This is a genomic window from Caballeronia sp. TF1N1 (assembly GCF_022878925.1).
Classification (GTDB): Bacteria; Pseudomonadota; Gammaproteobacteria; order Burkholderiales; family Burkholderiaceae; genus Caballeronia.
On sequence record NZ_CP084628.1, the window covers coordinates 621,516 to 639,187 of the forward strand.

Below are 17,672 nucleotides of genomic sequence, written 5' to 3' on the forward strand. Positions count from 1 at the left end.
GGCCATTTTTTTCTCTCGAGCAATACATGATCAAGCAATTCAAAATCCCGTTCGCGTTGACGTTCATCGCGCTCATGCTCGCATTCCTGATCGGCGGCGTGAAGGACATGATCCTCGTGGCCGTGCTGTGCGTGCTCGAAATCTCCCTCTCACTCGATAACGCCGTGGCCAACGCGGCCGTCCTGCGCAACTGGTCGGACAAGTGGCGCGACCGTTTCATGACGTTCGGCCTGCCGGTCGCCGTGATCGGCATGCGGCTGCTGTTTCCGCTGCTGATCGTCGCGGTGGCGGGCGGCATTGGCTTGTGGCAGGCCGCCAGGCTCGCGCTCGAAGCGCCGGATCAGTACGCCGCCATTCTGACTTCGGCGCATCACGAAGTCTCGGCATTCGGCGGCGCGTTTCTCTTGATGGTGTTCTTCGGCTTCATGTTCAACGCCGACAAGGAAGAACATTGGATCGAGGTCATCGAGAAGCCCTTCGCGCGACTGGGCCGCCTCTCCGCGATTGAAGTGGCGTTGACGCTCGGCATCATCGCGCTCGTTTCCACCCAGTTGCCGGACGGCGAGCGTGCATCGTTCCTGCTGGCGGGCGGCGGCGGCGTCATCGCCTTCATCGTCGCGCATGGCGTCGGCGATCTGGTCGGCGGCGACGCGACCGGCGAACGGATCGTGCGCGAAGGCGTCGCGGGTTTCATGTACCTCGAAGTACTCGATTCGTCGTTCAGCTTCGACGGCGTGATCGGCGCATTCGCCCTGACCAACAACATCTTCCTGATTGCGCTCGGACTCGGCGTGGGCGCGGCTTATATCCGTCAGATGACGCTGATCCTGCTCAAGAAAGGAACGCTTGCGCAATATCGCTTTTTGGAACACGGCGCGTTCTGGGCGATCGGCGCGCTTGCGGCAATCATGCTGTGCGTCAACGTCGACGTTCCGGAAGTAGTCACGGGGCTAATCGGCGCATGCACGATCGGCGTTGCGGTCGTCAGTTCGATCATCGTGCAACGTCGCGAAGTCACGCGCGACGCGACTTCCGACAACCCTGCTTCCTGATCCGGACGCGCCGCCCAGAGTCGCGGCGCGATCCAAACCTTCAAACGAGAGCAAGTAATCCATGTCAATGATCAATCTGTCCAAAGGCGGCCGGATCAATCTGTCGAAAGAAGCGCCGCACGCAAGCAAGTTCCGCATCGGCCTGGGGTGGGATGCCAATGCCACCGATACCGGCGACAACTTCGACCTCGACGTCTCCGTGTTCCTGTGCAAATACGACGAACAGAGCAATCCGAAGCTCTTGTCGCAGAAGCACTTCATCTTCTACAACACGGAAATTCGCACGCTCGACCGCGAAACCACGTTTTTCCAGCCCGGCGACGAATGGCCACGAAAGGGCATGTCGTCGTCCGAGTGTCTCGGCGTCGTGCATAGCGGCGACAATCAAACCGGTAGCGGCGGTGGCGACGACGAAGTCATCTTCATCGACAGCAAAAAACTCGACGCTGCGGTAGACGAAATTTCGGTCGTCGTGACGATCGATCGCGCAGCGGAGCGCAAGCAGAACTTCGGACAGGTTCGCAACAGCTACATCGAAATCTCCGAGGAAGATACCGGCAAGGTGCTCGCCCGTTATCCGCTCGAAGAAGATTTCTCGCTGGAAACCGCCGTGCAGGTGGGAAGCTTCTATCGTCGCGACGGACAGTTCATGTTCAAGGCGGTCGGCATGGGCTACAACCGTGGGCTCGCGGATTTCGTCGCCGCTTATGGCGGCCGCGTCGACCGCGCCTGAAACGGAGATTTGTCATGGCGTGGCGTTACCGGCAAGAGTATGCGAATGTCCAGTGAACCCGGACCGCTGAGCTTCCCGGACACACCGGGCACGTTGCAAGTCGACGATTCCCGAGCCGACCGCAGTTCCAATGCGCGCAGCAACGTCGTCCGTGAGCCATCCGTGCGCCCGCTTTTTGTGTCGCGCGAGGAACGCGCCGCGAGCGCACCGCAAAGCTTGGGCGAGCCGGGAAAGACGCCCTTCGGAGACGCTGGCCATCCGTTGCTGAACCAGTGTTTCGAGTGCGCGCGCCAACAGTTTCCCGGCCTGTATCCTCGACAGCAGGCACGCATCGAACGCGCGATTCGCCGGCTCGTACCGCCACGGCTCGAACACATCGTCGTCATGGCCGAAGCGCCGTTGCATGCATGCGGCGAGGCTGTCAAAACGTTCACCCGCATGATGCGCGACTTCGCTGAACTGGATGGCGCCGGCCTGATGCGCGACCTGCTCGAACGTGCTGCACATAAACCTGGTCTGATCGACCGCCTAACAGGCCGATACCTGGGCACGGAAACGCCGGAACTGGATTTTCGCGGCCTCCTGACCACGCTCAAGACTTCGTTGCACTCGTTTCCGGCGCGCGTGGTGTCGTCGCGGCAACACATCGCGGAAGCGCACGACGGTCTGGCTATCGGTCTTGCCGCCTTGAGCGCCGTCGCCGATTTGCCGGAGCCCTCGGACAACGCGAGCGCCGCGCGCGCATTGCTCGATCGCCGCGCGATGGTGCGTCAGGCATTTCAGCAACTCGAACTGTTGTCCCTGCAAGTCGATGCGTTCGAAACCGATGTTGTCGATCTGCTTTCGCGCGCCGATCAACTGATGAACGTGACCCTCCCCGCCGCCCTGGCTGCGCGGTCGCAGCCCAAGCGTTGAGAAACGAGCGTTTTACATGGAGCCTTCGATGTCCAAGCAACACCGCACCGTCGCCGCATTCGATTTCGACGGCACCATTACCACCGGCGACAGCCTCAAGGCTTTCGTGCTGCACACCGTCGGGCCGATTCGTTTCGCCACATCGGCCATATGGGCGGCGCCGGCGCTGACAGGCATGGCACTAGGCCGATGCGACCGCGGAACCGCGAAGGCCGAATATTTGAAATACGCTCTGAAACACGTCTCGCGCGATGCGCTACAACTCGCTGCCCAAAGCTTCTGTGCCACGCGCCTGCCGGCCATGATCCGGCCGGAGATGATCGAACGCGTGCGGCAACATCAGGCGCTTGGGCACGAGGTGGTGATCGTGAGCGCGTCGCCTTCTCTGTATCTTCGTCTCTGGGCGCAGACCATCGGAATCGGCACGGTGCTGTCGACTGAACTGGAATTGACGGAATCGGGATACGCGGGCCGGTTCATCGGCGCCAATTGCTGGGGGCCGGAGAAAGTCGAGCGTCTGAAGGCATGGTGGGGCGCATATCGCCCAATGACCTTGTATGCCTATGGCGACAGCGCGGGCGACACGGAGATGGCCGAAGCCGCCGACGTTCCATGGATTCGCGGATGCGGCGCCTTGCCGACCTTGCCAGCCCTGAGCGATACTCATTATTAAGACAGCGCGGGAGTCGGCAGGCGATCTCCGACCGCTATACTTCGTCCCGCTTATTCGTTCCGCTTTTTCGTTCCGCTTTTTCGTTCCGCTTTTTCGTTCCGCTTTTTCGTTCCGCTTTTTCGCCCTGCTTCCGCACCACCTCCTCGCATCGAAGGACCCCGCATGACCGCCCTGCCCCCGTGCCCCCAATGCCATTCCGAATTCACCTACGAAGACGGCAAGCTCTTCATTTGCCCCGAATGCGCGCATGAATGGTCGGCCGATGAATCTCCCGCCGCCGAAGCCGAAACGAAGGTTTATCGCGATTCGGCGGGCAACATTCTGCAAGACGGCGACACCGTCACCATCATCAAGGATCTCAAGCTGAAGGGCTCGTCCGGCGTACTCAAGATGGGTACGAAGGTCAAGAACATCCGCCTTGTCGATAGCGATCACGATATCGATTGCAAAATCGACGGCTTCGGCGCCATGAGTCTCAAGTCCGAATTCGTCAAGAAGATCTGAGCGCGCACGTCGTGGACGAGGTGCGCCTTACCTCGTCCGCATGCCGCTAGCCGGCACGCGGCGCGCCAACTCCGCCAGGCCGATACAAAACGCGAGCCACGCGCCGCCCGAGGCGAATCCGCCCGCGACATCCGTCAGAAAATGCACGCCGATCACCACGCGGCTCGTGCCGATCAGCAGCACTAGAAGACAGGTCGAAGCGACGATGAGCGCATCGCCGCCGCGCGAGGCGACGCGCATCAACACATAGGCGCACATGCCGTAGCAGACCATCGATCCGAACGAATGGCCGCTCGGAAACGAATAGCTCTCGGGCAGCGGCACGAGCGCGCCGATGGGCCGCTCGCGATGCATCGACAGCTTGAGCACGCGATTGAGCAGACCGCCCAGGCTCGTCGTCGCGATCAGAAAGAGCGCCAGTCCGAAGTGCCGCTTCCACGCCAGCGCCACGCAGACGAGCGCGCACAACAACGCCAGGAACAGCGGATCGCCAAGATGCGTCAAGCGCGCGAAGCTTTGCGCGGCCAGCGGCGGCACGCCTTTGCGGATGCTATCGAGCAGAAGCTGATCGGCGCTCGAAAACGCCTCGCCGCGCTCGACGCGCGTGGCGATTGCTGCGAACACCATCACGCCGCACGCAAGCGGAACCAGCGCCGCGAACACGACGAGCGTCCTCTGCGTGGGCGGTTCGCGCGTGTCGAGCAAGCGCACGAACGCGCTCCAGGCGAGCGCCGCGCCAAGCGGCGCCGCCACGAGCACGAACGCGATGACCCACAACGCGTGAGCTTCTGCTAAGCCTGCATAGTCCATCGATCGACAACCTCCGTTTGATTCGACTTGGCTAGACGTTCTACCATGCCCGCCGCCGATGGAAATTAGGACGGACTAAGTCGAGCTTCGGATTCGCCCTACGGGTACTCCCGGAGTTGATTGAATCTCACACCCACGCTGACAAATCGTCGATTCCTCATCGCGCAACGCCCGCCGCAAAATCGCTTCATCCTCAACGTAACGCAAAGGATTGGAGTCCATGCGAAAGAATCTGTATATCGGCGAAGGCTTCGAGGGACCGGGCGTGAATCTCGCCCATATCAACGTGCTGGTCGGTCCGCGCGACGGTCCCGCCGGTCAGGCCTTCGCCACCGCGCTCGCGACGCCATCGGCCGGGCACGCGCCCTTCGTCGTGATCGCACGGCCCGGCGTGCCGACCAAGCCGCTCACGCTCTACGTGAACAAGGCGCCGATCGACGGCGACTTCCACGGCAACGCGACCTGGGGCGCATCGCAGGCCGGCATAGCGAAAGCCGTGGCCGAAGCGCTCGAACAAGGCACGCTGCCGCCCGAGGCGGAGAACGAGTGGGTGGTCGTATCGGCGAACTGGGTGAATCCCAAGACCGACGATCTCGACGCCGTCTTCGAGAACAACTATCGCGCGTGCAGGAACGCAATCGTCGCGGCCATGGAAGGCTTGCCGTATCGACATGCCGTGTTCGAGGCGGCACGCGATGTCTCGAACCCGTTCTACACGCCGAAGAAGCGCTGAGGAGACGACCATGGAATACGTACGTCTCGGCCAGTCCGGACTCAAGGTTTCGCGCCTGTGTCTCGGCACCATGAACATGGGCACGCCGCAATGGAAGCCCTGGATTTTCGATGAAGCGCAAAGCGAGCCGATCGTGCGCCATGCGCTCGATGCGGGCGTGAACTTCATCGATCTCGCCGATTTTTATTCGACCGGCGTCGGCGAGGAAGTGGTCGGCCGCATCCTGAAGCGGCTCGTGCGGCGCGAGGATATCGTCGTCACCACGAAGGTCGGTTACGACATGGCGAGCACGCCGAACGCGGGCGGCCATTCGCGCAAGCACGTGATGGACGGCATCGACGCGTCGCTCAAGCGTCTCGACATGGACTACGTCGACATTTACATGCTGCATTTTTTCGACGTGAACACGCCCGTCGAAGAAACCCTGGCCGCGCTCGACGATATCGTGCGCGCGGGCAAGGCGCGCTATATCGGCGTCTCGACGATGTACACCTGGCAGTTCGCCAAGATCGTGCAGGCGTGCGAACGCCACGGCTGGCACAAGCCGATCAACATGCAATTGCAGTTGAACGCCGCGTATCGCGAGGAAGAGCGCGAGATGATTCCGTATTGCATCGATCAGGGCGTCGGCGTGTCGGTGTTCAGTCCGCTCGCGCGCGGCCTGCTGACGAACGACGCCGGCTCGAATCGCAATCAGACGGACTTCTTCACCGCGCAAATGTATGGCGATGCCGCTTCGCGCAGCGTCGCGGCATCCGTGGCGCGAGTGGCGGCGCGACGCGGCGTGACATCCGCGCAGATTGCGCAGGCATGGGTGCTGAACCGTCCGGGTGTGTCGAGCATGCTGGTTGGCGCGGATTCGGCCGCGCAGTTCGACAGCGCGCTCGCCGCGCTCGACACGCATCTCAGCGACGACGAAATGCACGAACTCGACCGCAACTACACACCGTGCGATCTCATCAACGATTACACGGCGGGACGGCGTATCGCCCGCGAAGCGCGTGAGGCGCGCGGCGCATTCGACGAACTCATGGAGCGCGCGGCATGAGCGACCTTTTACGATCCGGCCATTACATCGACGGCGCGTGGCGCGAAAGCGCAAGCACGTATGCCGTGCGCAATCCAGCGACGGGCGAAGTCATCGCGAACGTGGCGCGCGGCGGCAGCGCGGAGACATCGCTTGCAATCGATGCCGCGAGCAACGCGCTGCCCGCGTGGCGCGCGCTCACGGCGAAGGAACGCGCCGCCCGCGTCAAGCGTTGGGGCGAACTCATGCTCGCCAACCGCGACGCGCTCGCCGCCCTGCTCACGCGCGAGCAAGGCAAACCGCTTGCCGAAGCGCTCGGCGAAGTGGCCTACGCCGCGAGCTTCCTCGAATGGTTCGCGGAAGAAGCGAAGCGCAGCTACGGCGACGTGATCCCGAGCCCGAAGCCGCATTCGCGGATCATCGTCACGCGCGAGCCAGTCGGCGTGGTCGCGGCCATCACGCCGTGGAACTTCCCGCTCGCGATGATCACGCGCAAAGCCGGCCCCGCGATTGCGGTCGGTTGCACGATGGTGCTGAAGCCATCGGAGGAGACGCCGTTATCGGCCTTCGCGCTGGCGGTGCTGGCGGAAGAGGCGGGTATTCCGGCCGGCGTGTTCAACATCGTATCGGGCGATGCGGTGGCTATCGGCGAGACGCTCACGGCGTCGCCGCACGTGCGCAAGCTCTCGTTCACCGGCTCGACGCGCGTCGGCAAACTGCTCGCGAAGCAATCCGCGGATACGCTCAAGAAGCTTTCGCTGGAACTCGGCGGCAACGCGCCCTTCATCGTGTTCGACGACGCCGATATCGACGCCGCCGTGCAAGGCGCGATGGCATCGAAGTTCCGCAACACGGGACAGACGTGCGTGTGCGTGAATCGTTTCTACGTGCAGGACGGCGTCTACGATGCCTTCACGCAAGCCCTGACGCGCGCCGTGCACGCCTTGCGAGCGGGCAACGGTCTCGAAGGCGCGTTCGATCAAGGTCCGCTCATCAACGAGGCGGCGCTCGATAAAGTGAAGACCCATGTCGCGGATGCCGTGCAAAAAGGCGCCAAGGTGCTGACAGGCGGCAAAGCGCATGCATTGGGCGGCACGTTCTACGAGCCGACCGTGCTCGCCGATGCCATACCTTCGATGCTGATCGCCGAGGAGGAAACCTTCGGCCCGGTCGCGGCGTGTTTCCGCTTCGCGACCGAGGAAGAAGTCGTCGCGCTCGCGAACGACACGCCCTACGGCCTGTCGGCCTACTTCTACACGCGCGATCTGGGCCGCGCGTGGCGTGTCGCTCAGGCGCTGGAAAGCGGCATGGTCGGCATCAACGAGGGAATCATCTCGACGGAAGTCGCGCCGTTCGGCGGCGTGAAGCAGTCGGGGCTCGGCCGTGAAGGTTCGAAGTACGGGCTCGATGAATACGTCGAACTCAAATACATGATGATGGCGGGGCTTGGCCGCTGAGTCATCTTCTGTCGGCGCCGCGCGCACGCCATAACCACAAGCACGCACCAGCACGCGCGCGGCAATTCATGCAGTGGAGGAGACACCCTTGGATACTCGAATCGTCATTCCCGATGCGCTCGATGCGCATCTCGCCCCGTCGCCTGGCGCCGGCCGCGTCACGCTCGACGACGTTCCGCTCAACCGCTTTCATATCAAGATCGCGGGGCTGACTTTCGGCGCGCATTTCACGGAAGGTTATGCGCTTGGCACCATCGGTTACGCGCTGGCGTCGATGAACCGGCAGATTCCGCTCGATGCGTTCTGGATGGGCATGCTCGGCTCGTCAGCGCTGATCGGCATCTTCTTCGGCAGCCTCGTATTCGGCTGGCTGTCCGACCGGCTCGGACGGCAGAAGATTTTTCTGCTGAGTTTCATCATCATCACGGCGGCGGCGTTCGCGCAGTTCTATGCGACCACGCCCGCGATGCTCGTTGCGTTGCGCGTGTTGATCGGCTTCGGCATGGGCGGCGACTTCGCGGTCGGTCATGCGATTCTCGCGGAGTTTTCGCCGCGCAAGCATCGCGGCACCCTGCTCGGCTCGTTCAGCGTGATCTGGACGATCGGCTACGTGATTGCGAACGTGCTCGGCATGCATTACGCCAATGCCTCGCCGGACGCCTGGCGCTGGCTGCTCGCCTCGGCCGGCATTCCGGCGTTTCTCGTACTCGTGTTGCGTATCGGCACGCCGGAGTCGCCGCGCTGGCTGCTCGGCCGCGGTCGTGGCGATGAAGCGCGGCGTATCGTGCGCAAGCACTTCGGCCCGAACGTGACGCTCGACGCCGACGCCGGCGAACACTTCGCTCCGCCCGGCGGCTTCGCGCGGCTCTTCAAGCCGGATCTGATCCGCCGCACCATCTTCAATTGCGCATTCTTCGTGTGCCTCGTGATCCCGTATTTCGCGATCTACACGTTCCTGCCGAGCATTCTCAAGGCGATCGATCTGAACGAAGGCTCGGGCGCGGATCTGCTGCTCAACGGCGTGCTCGTGATAGGCGCGTTGCTCGGCATCTGGCTGACGATCAAGCTATCGCGGCGCGCGTTCCTGATCGGCTCGTTCGCGGTGACGTGCGTGTCGCTGCTGGCGCTTGCGGTGCTGCCATCGTCGGCGTCGCTCTGGATGATCGCGGCGTTCGCGCTTTTCACACTGACCATGTCCGCGTTTTCAAACCTGGTCGGCGTGTTTCCGCCCGAGTGCTTTCCGACCGAGGCGCGCGCGTGCGGCGTCGGACTGGCGATTGCATGCAGCCGCCTTGGCTCGGCTATCGGCACGTTTCTGTTGCCACTGGGCATTGCGGGCGTCGGCGTCAAGGTAACGATGCTCGCGCTCGCCGCAGTGCTGTTCATCGGGATGCTGGTTTCGATTGCATGGGCGCCGGAAACGAAGCATCTGACGTTGAACGAGGCGAGTGGCAACTGAACTGCTTCAAGGCTGCGCTGCGTTCGCGTTTGTCACCCCTTCGCCACGCAGCCACTCCGCGAACGCCTGCACATGATCCTGCGCGGCAGCCGACGGCCCGATGTCCAGCCAGTATCCATAAGGCCCCGTGGATTCCACCGGCGACAGTTGCGCAAGCGTGCCGTCGTGCAACTCGTCCGCGATCATGTTGCGGTCCACCACCGCGAGGCCGGTTCCGGCTAGCGCGGCGCGAATCGCCTGATCGAGCGTCGAGAACTCGATGCCGTTTTCCGCGAAACCGCGCGACAGGCTCGCGGCATCGAGCCAGTTTGGCCAAAGCGTGAGGCGCGCGTCGTTGTGCAGAACGTGCAGCGTGGGCAGGCGTTCCAGCAGCGCCACGACGTCCTGGCCCGCATACTTCGACGCGCCGACGAGCACATGCCGCTCGATGAACAGCAACGCCGACCGATGATCCGCCCGTGCCTCGTGCCCGAAGCGGATCGTGCATTGAAACTCGCCCGTGGCGTCGGTGCGCACCGAGAGGTCGATGTCGGGCACCGCGTCCATCAGCGAACCGAGACGTGGCGACAGCCAGCGCGATGCGAACGTCGGCGGCGCGCTCACCGTGAGCCGCTTGCGTTCGCTCTTCGGAGAAATCGAGAGCTTGCGGGTCGTGCGTTCAATGGAATCGAACGCCTCGGAGACGCACGCGAGCAACTCCGTCCCTTGCGCGGTCAGGCGTATGCCTTTGTGATCGCGGTCAAAAAGCCGCGCGCCGAGCGCGTCTTCGAGCAGACGAATCTGGCGGCTGACCGCGCCTGGCGTCACGCACAACGCGGCGGCGGATTTGTTGAAGCTCATGTGGCGCGCGCTTTCTTCGAAGAAGCGTAGCGCGGTGAGTGAGGGCAGGCGGCGCATGGTGTCTCGCTAGATTGGTTTTTTTCCTATGGTAACGAGTCGACAGGCGGTTGCGTCCGGCCTTCGCGGCTCAAACCTCAAGGTCGCCGCAGCTTGAGCGCTACAAGAATCCCGCATGAGCCTGTTTTGTAGCCTTCAGGCCGCGAATCGTGTGCAACGCCGACCGCCACCCGAAGAACATCGCGCTGTTCTGGTTCACATTCGGCGATGCGGCAATCACGCCCGCCTAAGACATCTGACGATGCAGGCTTACAACCCGCCGGGGTTATCCGTGGACGGACGCAAGAGCTCGGCGCCCGGCAACTCGTGACTCATCTTGCCGCCCGCATCCGCGCAAAGCATCGCTGCTGCTCGTCGACCTGTCCGCGCAGCCACTCGCGAAACATCGCGACATGCGGCGCATCGTCCTGTCCCGCGCGCGTCACGAGCCAGTACGACTGATGCCCGTCCACTTCGACATCCAGTAGCGGCACGAGCGCGCCGCGCGCAAGCTCCGGCGCGATCATGTGACGATCCGCGATGGTGACGCCAATGCCATCCACCGCCGCATGGATCGAATGATCGAGCAGGTCGAATTCGTAGCCGTCGTGGGTATCGACATCGTCGATGCCCGCCGCGTTCAGCCAGTGTTGCCAGGTGAGATAGCGCTGATCGTTGCTTGCAAGCACATGCAGCAAGGTGAACGCATTCAGGTCCACCGAGGTCGTCGCGCGCTCGCCCAGCAATTCGGGCGAGCACACGGCAATATGCCGCTCGTTCATCAGCAATTGATTGTCGAGCCCGGCCCATTCGCCGTTGCCGAAGCGAATGGCGCAATCGAGCGCGCCGGATTCGACGAGCTCGTCGGTGCGGCGCGTGGTCAGGGTGACTTCGACTTCAGGCGCGGCGGCACGAAGGGATGGCAGGCGCGGCATGAGCCAGCGGCTCGCGAAGGTCGGCGGCACGTTGATGCGCAAGCGCTTGAGATGCGTCTTCTCCTGAATGCTGCGCACCGTCAGCTCGATGCGATCGAACGACATCTTGAGCGCCTGCAGCAGCAAGCGCCCCGTGGCCGACAACTCCAGATGATGATGACGGCGCAGCAGCAAGGCTTCGCCGAGTTGCGTTTCGAGTTGGCGGACCTGACGGCTCACCGCGCTTTGCGTGACGTGCAGCACTTCCGCCGCACGCGTGAAACTGCCGGTGTGGCCAGCCACTTCGAAAGCCCTGAGCGCGTTCAGGGCGGGCATCTTCCGCTTCAAAACTGTCTCCTGTCTCGTCTGACGTGCGCGCATTTAACATGCGCTTCACGCCAGTCGTGCCGCTCTTTGGCAGCATTTTACGAATCGAGTCAAATTATGCCGGTTATCCGACCGGCGGCGGCGCGCAATCTAGACCCGCTTCGTTCATGCGGCGACGGGAAGTTCGAGCGGCTTCAACGCCTCGACCACCCCACGACGCGAATCTTCGAGAATCATGTCCGCGCCCTTCTCGGCGACCATCATCGTCGGCGCGTTGAGGTTGCCGGAGGTGATGTTCGGGAACACCGATGCATCGACGATGCGCAAACCATCGATGCCATGCACGCGCAGACGCTCGTCGACCACGGAGGTGCGCGCGTCCGGACCCATCGCGCAGGAACCGCACAGGTGATAGATCGAGCCGGACTGGTCGCGAAAATACGCGAGCATGTCTTCGTCGCTCTTCACGCCCGGTCCCGGCGAGATTTCCTCGGCCGTGACCTGGCGCAGCGCCTTCGTGCCCATGATGCGGCGAATGAGCTTGCTGCCCTGAATGACTTCGCGGATATCCTTCGCCGTCGTCAGCGCGTTGATGCGGATCTTCGCCGCATCCTCGACCTTCGCCGACGCAATTTCCACCGAACCGCGGCTCGTCGGGCGACACGGATTGAAGCACAGCAAAAAGCCCGAGTACGGTTCCGGTTCGAGTTGCGCCTTGCTGCTCTTCGGAATGCGGTACGACAGCGGGTTGAAGTAGAGTTGCAGGTTTGGCTCCAGCTCGTCGTCGGCGCCCTTGAAGAAGCCGCCCGCCTGGTTCACGCTCATGGCGAGCGGTCCCTTGCGCGTCATCAGATATTGCAGCGCCACCTTCGCCTTGCCGATGAGCGAACCCAACTGGTCGTTCAGCGTCTTTACCGTCGCGCGATAGTAGAAGCTCACGCACAGATGGTCCTGCAGATTCTTGCCGACCGCCGGCAGCTCATGCACGAGCGTCACGCCATGCTTCGCGAGCAACTCCGCTTCGCCGATACCGGAGAGTTGCATGAGCTTCGGTGTATCGACGGCACCCGCCGAGAGAATCACTTCGCGCTTCGCCCGGAACTGCAAGTCCTGGCCATTACGCGAGGCGAGCACGCCCATGGCGCGCGCGCCGTCGAACAACACGCGGCGCACCGTCACGTTGCGCTCGATCCTGAGATTGCCGCGTTCCATCACCGGATGCAGATACTCGAAGCTGCTCGACGAACGCTGACCGTCGCGCGTGTTGACATCGTAGATGCCCGCGCCTTCGTACTTCGGGCCGTTGAAGTCGTCGGTGCGCGGAAAGCCCGCTTCTTCCGCGGCTTGCAGAAAGTCCTGGCAGATCGGATGCGCGTCGTCCTTCATCGGCGAAACGCGGATCTTGCCGTTCGCGCCGTGATACTCCGTGTTGCCAAGCGGATGCGATTCCACGCGACGGAAATACGGCAGCACGTCCTTGAAGCTCCAGCCGCGATTGCCCGCTTTCGCCCAGTCGTCGAAATCGTGCGGCTGGCCGCGCACGTAGATCATCGCGTTGATGGAGCCGGAGCCGCCCTGCACCTTGCCGCGCGGGCAATACAGCTTGCGGTCGTTCAGCTGCGCTTCCGGCTCGCTGTAGTACATCCAGTTGTATTCGGGGTTGTAGTAGGTCTTGGTGAAGCCGACCGGGACCTTGAACCAGAACGACGCGTCCTCGCCGCCCGCTTCGAGCAGCAGGACCGAATACTGTCCCGACTCCGTCAGACGGTTGGCGAGAATGCAGCCCGCCGAACCCGCGCCCACGATGATGTAATCGAATTCCATGCTTGAGTATTCCGGTGAGTGTCAGCCTTTGGCAGGCGCGAGGTCTTTCACGTCGAAAGGCCGGGGCGTCATCTGCAGATGCAGACGGTCGCCGGTATAAGGCGTATGCGCGCGCACCACGTCCATGTTCAGTTCGACGCCAAGACCCGGCTCGTTCGACGGAATGATGTAGCCGTCTTCCCAGCGAATCGGCGTCTTCAGCACTTCGGCGTGAAAACCGTCCCACGTGCCGATGCTTTCCTGAATCAGGAAGTTCGGCGAGCACGCCGCGATCTGCACGCTGGCCGCCGCGCCGACAGGCCCGTTGTACAGATGCGGCGCGATCTGCGCGTAATGCACTTCGGCGAGACTCGCGATTTTTTTCGCTTCGAGTAGCCCGCCCACGCGTCCGACGTTGAATTGCAAAATCGATGCGGCGCGCGCTTCGAGCAGCTTGAAGAACTCGTACTTCGTGGTCAGACGCTCGCCCGCCGCAATCGGAATGCTCGTCTTCGCGGCGACTTGCGCCATCGCGTCTTCCTGTCCCGGCGGAACGGGCTCCTCGAACCACAGCGGATCGAACTTTTCGAGGCGTTGCGCGAGGCGGATCGCCGACGATGGCACCATCTGTCCGTGCGTGCCGAACAGCAGATCCGCCTTGCTGCCAACCGCTTCACGCACCTTGCGGCAGAAGGTTTCGCAGCGGTCCATGACTTCGAGCGAAATCTGGTGGCCGGAATACGCCGTGTACGGGCCTGCCGGATCGAACTTCACCGCCGTGAAACCGAGTTCGACGTTGTGCGCGGCACATTCCGCCGCGAGGTCCGGGTCGTCGTAGTCGTATTCGCCACGACTGTTCTTCGGATAAAGATACGTGTAGGAACGCAGACGCTCGTGCACGCGGCCGCCGAGCAGTTCGTACACCGGTTTGCCCGCCGCCTTGCCGATGATGTCCCAGCACGCCATTTCGAGGCCGCTTACGACGCCCATCATGGTGAGGTCGGGGCGTTGCGTGAAGCCGCTCGAAAAGGCTTCGCGATAGAAGCGCTCGACATGATGCGGATCGTGGCCGAGCAGATAGCGTTCGAATACATCTTCGATGATCGGCGTCATCGCCTTCGGATGAAACGTGGCCGAGTAAATCTCGCCGACGCCCTCGATGCCGCAATCCGTGCGCAGCTTCACGAAGATCCAGTACATGCCACCGACATGCGGCGGCGGCACGGCGACGATATGAGTTTCCAGTGCGGCGATTTTCATTGCTGCGATTCCTTGCGTTCCATGCGTTTGAGCCGATGCTTGAAGACAAGCGCGGCGACACCGCCGAGCGCGGCCATCACGGCGACATAGCCGAAGTACATTTGATAGCCGAGCACGCCGGGATAGTTCTGCGTCAGATGCCCGTTGACGAGCGGCAGGAATGCGTCCGGCGAGTAGCCAATCACCGAGATGAGGCCGATAGCGAGGCCGCTCGTCTCGGCCGGCACCTTGCAGTCGTCGAGCAGGGACCAGTAGAGACCGCGGATGGCATAGGTCATCACGCCGATGAACAGCACGACCACGGCGATCAGCACGTGACTCGAAATGCCCGGCGCGACGATCAGCACGACGAGCGAGAGCGCGGCTGCGAAGAGGGCGAACACGAGCACGGAAGACTTCGAGAAGCGGTCGCCGAAAGCCGCCGCCGATGCCGCCGATAGGACGCATCCACAGCTTGAGCGTGGTGATGAAACCCGCCGCGACCACGGAAAGGCCGATCTCCTTCTCATGCAGATACGCCGAGAAGCTGTACGTCGCCCAGAACACCTGATAGCCGCAGAACACGATGGCCGCGAGCAGCCACAACTGCGGATTCTTCAGCAGCACGGCGAGGTCGCGCAGCACGTTGCTCTTGCGCTTCGCCACGGCGGTGGCGCCCGCGTCGGGATCGCGAACCAGCCCGAGCACCACGCCAAGCAGGATGCACAGAAACGCGTACATATAGACCACGAGCTTGAAACCCGCCGCGGTGGAGTCGCCGCGCGTGTGCGTCACGTAGGCGAAGACCGAAATCGCGATGGTTGCGAGCAGCGCTTCGATCAAGCCGCGACCGCCATCGAGAAAGCCGAAGAAGCGGCCTTGCTCGTCGGCGGCGGCGATCATCTGCACGCGCTTGATGATGGCGGCCCAGAACGTGAGGCCGGTCGTTAAACCCCAGCAGCCGAAGATCACGATCAGCGAGGCGAACGAAGGCGCCGTCGAATACCACAGCCCGAGCGCGCCGGTCGCGATCAGCGAAAAACAGATGAGCACGCGCGGCGCGACGCGGTCCGCAAGCCAGCCGCTTGGCAAATAGCAGATCAGGAAGATCGTGCCGAGCGCGGAGTAGAGATAGCCGAGTTGCTCTTCGGTGATGCGGAATACTTCGAGCATCGTCGGCTGATAGACCTGCCGCAGATACAGAATCGGATAGATCGCGCCGGCGGCGACCACGAGCAGCGCGAGTTGCAGATAGCGGTCGGCGCGCGCGCTTTTGAGCGGCAGCGCAGCCGCGCCCTGGCTGGTTTGAGCAGGATTCGATGACACGGGAGGCTCCTCGATGAACCGCGGGCGCAAAGCCCGCAGCCTTCGTATATTTTTGTGTGAGTTGGAAAAGGAAAACGGCGGCGTCCTCGCGAGAAGACACGGCCTGGGTCAGTACTTCATGACGACGAGACGCGTCTGCGTGAATTCCAGCATGCCGTGCTTGCCGTCGTCACCGCCGATGCCGGAGCGTTTCCAGCCCGCGTGGAAGCCTTGATACGGATCGGCCGGCGTGCGGTTGATATAAAGCTCGCCCGCTTCGATGGAGTTGGCGACCTTCATCGCCGTGCGATAGTTTTCGGTGTAAAGCACGGACGAAAGACCGAATTGATGATCGTTCGCCATCGCGATGGCTTCATCGAGCGTGCCGTAGCGCACGACGGCGAGCACCGGCCCGAAGGTTTCTTCCTGCACGATCTCCATGTCCTGACGGCAGTTGGACAAAAGCGTCGGCGGATAGAAAAAGCCCTTGCGCTTCGGCACTTCGCCGCCGGTTTCGAGCACAGCGCCTGCCTCGACCGCGCGCATCACCATGGCGTGAATGCCTTTGCGCGATGCCTCGTTGACGAGCGGCCCCATGAAGCTCGCGTCTTCGAAACGGTCGCCGATCTGCTTGGCCAGCATCTGCTCCTTGAGCAGGCGAACGAATTCATCGTGGATGCTCGCGTGCGCATAAACGCGCTCGATGGCCGTGCAAAGCTGACCGCCATGCGTGAGCTTCGAGGCGACGAGTTCGCGGGCGGCCTTCTGCAAGTCGGCATCCGGCTCGATGATCGCGGGCGTCTTGCCGCCCAGTTCCAGCGAAGGCTTCGCAATATTCGCCTTGCAGTATTCGAGCACCTTGCGGCCCGCGGAAACGCTGCCCGTCAGCGTGATCATGCCGACGGCCGGATGCGTGCAGACGGCTTCGGCGGTGGCGTGATCCATCGCCAGGATATTGACGACGCCCGGCGGCAATGCAGCGCGTTCGACGGCGCGCGCCAATTCGAACGCGGACAGCGGCGTGTTGTTGCTCGGGCGCACGACCACCGTATTGCCCGCGATCAACGCCGGCGCAACCTTGCGCAGCAGCGTGTAGATGGGGAAATTGAAGGGAATCAGGCAGGCGACGACGCCTATCGGCTCGCGATGCAGCACGAGGTTTTCGTCGGGCGTATCGCTCGGAATGACTTCGCCTTCGATGCGCCGCGCCCATTCGCTGTGATAGCGCGTGATCTGCGCGGCGTAGATGGCTTCGTTGGTGGCGTCCGTCAGGCTCTTGCCCGACTCGGAGGCGAGCGCCGCGCCGATATCGGCGGAGGCTTCGACGATGGCGTCCGCGAGACGCTGCATGTGCACCGCGCGCTCGGCGGCGGGCATCACGCGCCAGCGCTTTTGCGCGGCGGCGGCGAATTCAACGGCTTGCAGCGCCTCTTCGCGCGTTGCGTTGTGCACGTGGCCGAGCACTTCTTCGGTAGCCGGATTGACGACGGCGGTGCGTTGATCGCTTGCGGGCGCGATGAAACATCCGTTCACGAAATTGCGTTCTGACTTCATGTTTCTCGATGATTCCTGGTTCGATGACGGGCGACGGCGGCCGCAGCGGAAAAACCAGCGCCGCTGATGTCGCGGCTGCCTCTTACGACTTTCGGCCCATTTTTCCGCGCTTCGCGCTGCAGCGACAAGCGAAGAATTTGCTGGCAGAACATTCAAAAAACTCACGTTCGATGTTCGGCGAAATCCCTTTGCAAGCGCGCGTCGATCACGCACAATCCGTCGCTCATCGTTAGCCATCCTTGGCGTTTTCGCGTGAGCGATGCCGACGTCATCGGATAAAACAAGAAAACT

Annotated in this window: 16 protein-coding genes and 1 pseudogene; 10 read left to right on the forward strand and 7 right to left on the reverse strand. The window is 62.7% G+C overall.

The window, feature by feature from the left end; translation table 11 throughout:
• Nucleotides 1-26: 26 nt before the first annotated feature.
• From LDZ28_RS23565 to LDZ28_RS23585, 5 genes are all read left to right on the forward strand, one after another.
• Nucleotides 27-1,052 (forward strand): DUF475 domain-containing protein, encoded by a 1,026-nt coding sequence (locus LDZ28_RS23565; RefSeq protein ID WP_244829794.1) that lies wholly within the window; start codon nt 27-29, stop codon nt 1,050-1,052.
• 67 nt (nt 1,053-1,119) lie between these two features.
• On the forward strand, nt 1,120-1,785 hold the full coding sequence (locus tag LDZ28_RS23570) for a TerD family protein (RefSeq protein ID WP_244831020.1): 666 nt from the start codon (nt 1,120-1,122) through the stop codon (nt 1,783-1,785).
• A 45-nt stretch (nt 1,786-1,830) separates the two neighbouring features.
• Nucleotides 1,831-2,700, forward strand: coding sequence for a hypothetical protein (locus LDZ28_RS23575; protein WP_244829796.1), 870 nt, complete (start codon nt 1,831-1,833; stop codon nt 2,698-2,700).
• 28 nt (nt 2,701-2,728) lie between these two features.
• Entirely contained in the window at nt 2,729-3,373 is a 645-nt protein-coding gene (locus LDZ28_RS23580; protein ID WP_244829800.1) for an HAD family hydrolase, read from the forward strand.
• Between the two features lie 162 nt (nt 3,374-3,535).
• On the forward strand, nt 3,536-3,877 hold the full coding sequence (locus tag LDZ28_RS23585) for a zinc ribbon domain-containing protein YjdM (RefSeq protein WP_244829803.1): 342 nt from the start codon (nt 3,536-3,538) through the stop codon (nt 3,875-3,877).
• 27 nt (nt 3,878-3,904) lie between these two features.
• Here the strand turns inward: LDZ28_RS23585 and LDZ28_RS23590 are convergent, their stop codons facing one another.
• The gene (locus LDZ28_RS23590; RefSeq protein ID WP_244829804.1) at nt 3,905-4,687 is read right to left on the reverse strand and encodes a phosphatase PAP2 family protein; all 783 of its coding nucleotides are present in this window, start codon (nt 4,685-4,687) and stop codon (nt 3,905-3,907) included.
• Nucleotides 4,688-4,907: 220 nt separating this feature from the next.
• On the opposite strand from LDZ28_RS23590, the gene fae reads away from it, so the two are divergent.
• The 4 genes from fae to LDZ28_RS23610 all read left to right on the forward strand — a co-directional run bounded on the left by fae (nt 4,908) and on the right by LDZ28_RS23610 (nt 9,363).
• The gene (gene fae, locus LDZ28_RS23595) at nt 4,908-5,420 is read left to right on the forward strand and encodes a formaldehyde-activating enzyme (protein WP_244829806.1); all 513 of its coding nucleotides are present in this window, start codon (nt 4,908-4,910) and stop codon (nt 5,418-5,420) included.
• A 10-nt stretch (nt 5,421-5,430) separates the two neighbouring features.
• Nucleotides 5,431-6,468: an aldo/keto reductase gene (locus LDZ28_RS23600; RefSeq protein ID WP_244829807.1), complete on the forward strand. Its 1,038-nt coding sequence runs from the start codon at nt 5,431-5,433 to the stop codon at nt 6,466-6,468.
• Entirely contained in the window at nt 6,465-7,904 is a 1,440-nt protein-coding gene (locus LDZ28_RS23605) for an NAD-dependent succinate-semialdehyde dehydrogenase (RefSeq protein ID WP_244829808.1), read from the forward strand. The genes LDZ28_RS23600 and LDZ28_RS23605 overlap by 4 nt, the downstream gene beginning before the upstream one ends.
• Nucleotides 7,905-8,004: 100 nt before the next feature.
• The gene (locus tag LDZ28_RS23610) at nt 8,005-9,363 is read left to right on the forward strand and encodes an MFS transporter (protein ID WP_370652263.1); all 1,359 of its coding nucleotides are present in this window, start codon (nt 8,005-8,007) and stop codon (nt 9,361-9,363) included.
• Between the two features lie 6 nt (nt 9,364-9,369).
• Here the strand turns inward: LDZ28_RS23610 and LDZ28_RS23615 are convergent, their stop codons facing one another.
• From LDZ28_RS23615 to aldA, 6 genes and pseudogenes are all read right to left on the reverse strand, one after another.
• On the reverse strand, nt 9,370-10,260 hold the full coding sequence (locus LDZ28_RS23615; RefSeq protein WP_244829809.1) for a LysR substrate-binding domain-containing protein: 891 nt from the start codon (nt 10,258-10,260) through the stop codon (nt 9,370-9,372).
• A gap of 311 nt (nt 10,261-10,571) precedes the next feature.
• Complete coding sequence (locus LDZ28_RS23620) at nt 10,572-11,489, reverse strand: LysR substrate-binding domain-containing protein (protein WP_244829810.1); 918 nt, start codon at nt 11,487-11,489, stop codon at nt 10,572-10,574.
• A 156-nt stretch (nt 11,490-11,645) separates the two neighbouring features.
• Nucleotides 11,646-13,304 (reverse strand): GMC family oxidoreductase, encoded by a 1,659-nt coding sequence (locus tag LDZ28_RS23625; RefSeq protein ID WP_244829811.1) that lies wholly within the window; start codon nt 13,302-13,304, stop codon nt 11,646-11,648.
• A gap of 21 nt (nt 13,305-13,325) precedes the next feature.
• A complete protein-coding gene (locus tag LDZ28_RS23630) occupies nt 13,326-14,543 on the reverse strand; it encodes a mandelate racemase/muconate lactonizing enzyme family protein (RefSeq protein WP_244829812.1) in 1,218 nt (405 codons plus the stop codon).
• A pseudogene (locus LDZ28_RS23635) lies at nt 14,540-15,848 on the reverse strand (nitrate/nitrite transporter). Before LDZ28_RS23635 ends, LDZ28_RS23630 begins: the two are co-directional and overlap by 4 nt.
• A 108-nt stretch (nt 15,849-15,956) precedes the next feature.
• Entirely contained in the window at nt 15,957-17,381 is a 1,425-nt protein-coding gene (gene aldA, locus LDZ28_RS23640; RefSeq protein ID WP_244829813.1) for an aldehyde dehydrogenase, read from the reverse strand.
• 23 nt (nt 17,382-17,404) lie between these two features.
• Here aldA and LDZ28_RS23645 point away from each other — a divergent pair, with 23 nt between their 5' ends.
• Complete coding sequence (locus tag LDZ28_RS23645; protein WP_244829814.1) at nt 17,405-17,614, forward strand: hypothetical protein; 210 nt, start codon at nt 17,405-17,407, stop codon at nt 17,612-17,614.
• Nucleotides 17,615-17,672: the final 58 nt, after the last annotated feature.

Coding starts and splice junctions, on each gene's coding strand:
- LDZ28_RS23565 (WP_244829794.1), top strand. CDS start 27: ATGATCAAGCAATTCAAAATCCCGTTCGCGTTGACGTTCATCGCGCTC.
- LDZ28_RS23570 (WP_244831020.1), top strand. CDS start 1,120: ATGATCAATCTGTCCAAAGGCGGCCGGATCAATCTGTCGAAAGAAGCG.
- LDZ28_RS23575 (WP_244829796.1), top strand. CDS start 1,831: ATGTCCAGTGAACCCGGACCGCTGAGCTTCCCGGACACACCGGGCACG.
- LDZ28_RS23580 (WP_244829800.1), top strand. CDS start 2,729: ATGTCCAAGCAACACCGCACCGTCGCCGCATTCGATTTCGACGGCACC.
- LDZ28_RS23585 (WP_244829803.1), top strand. CDS start 3,536: ATGACCGCCCTGCCCCCGTGCCCCCAATGCCATTCCGAATTCACCTAC.
- LDZ28_RS23590 (WP_244829804.1), bottom strand. CDS start 4,687: ATGGACTATGCAGGCTTAGCAGAAGCTCACGCGTTGTGGGTCATCGCG.
- fae (WP_244829806.1), top strand. CDS start 4,908: ATGCGAAAGAATCTGTATATCGGCGAAGGCTTCGAGGGACCGGGCGTG.
- LDZ28_RS23600 (WP_244829807.1), top strand. CDS start 5,431: ATGGAATACGTACGTCTCGGCCAGTCCGGACTCAAGGTTTCGCGCCTG.
- LDZ28_RS23605 (WP_244829808.1), top strand. CDS start 6,465: ATGAGCGACCTTTTACGATCCGGCCATTACATCGACGGCGCGTGGCGC.
- LDZ28_RS23615 (WP_244829809.1), bottom strand. CDS start 10,260: ATGCGCCGCCTGCCCTCACTCACCGCGCTACGCTTCTTCGAAGAAAGC.
- LDZ28_RS23620 (WP_244829810.1), bottom strand. CDS start 11,489: ATGCCCGCCCTGAACGCGCTCAGGGCTTTCGAAGTGGCTGGCCACACC.
- LDZ28_RS23625 (WP_244829811.1), bottom strand. CDS start 13,304: ATGGAATTCGATTACATCATCGTGGGCGCGGGTTCGGCGGGCTGCATT.
- LDZ28_RS23630 (WP_244829812.1), bottom strand. CDS start 14,543: ATGAAAATCGCCGCACTGGAAACTCATATCGTCGCCGTGCCGCCGCCG.
- aldA (WP_244829813.1), bottom strand. CDS start 17,381: ATGAAGTCAGAACGCAATTTCGTGAACGGATGTTTCATCGCGCCCGCA.
- LDZ28_RS23645 (WP_244829814.1), top strand. CDS start 17,405: ATGACGGGCGACGGCGGCCGCAGCGGAAAAACCAGCGCCGCTGATGTC.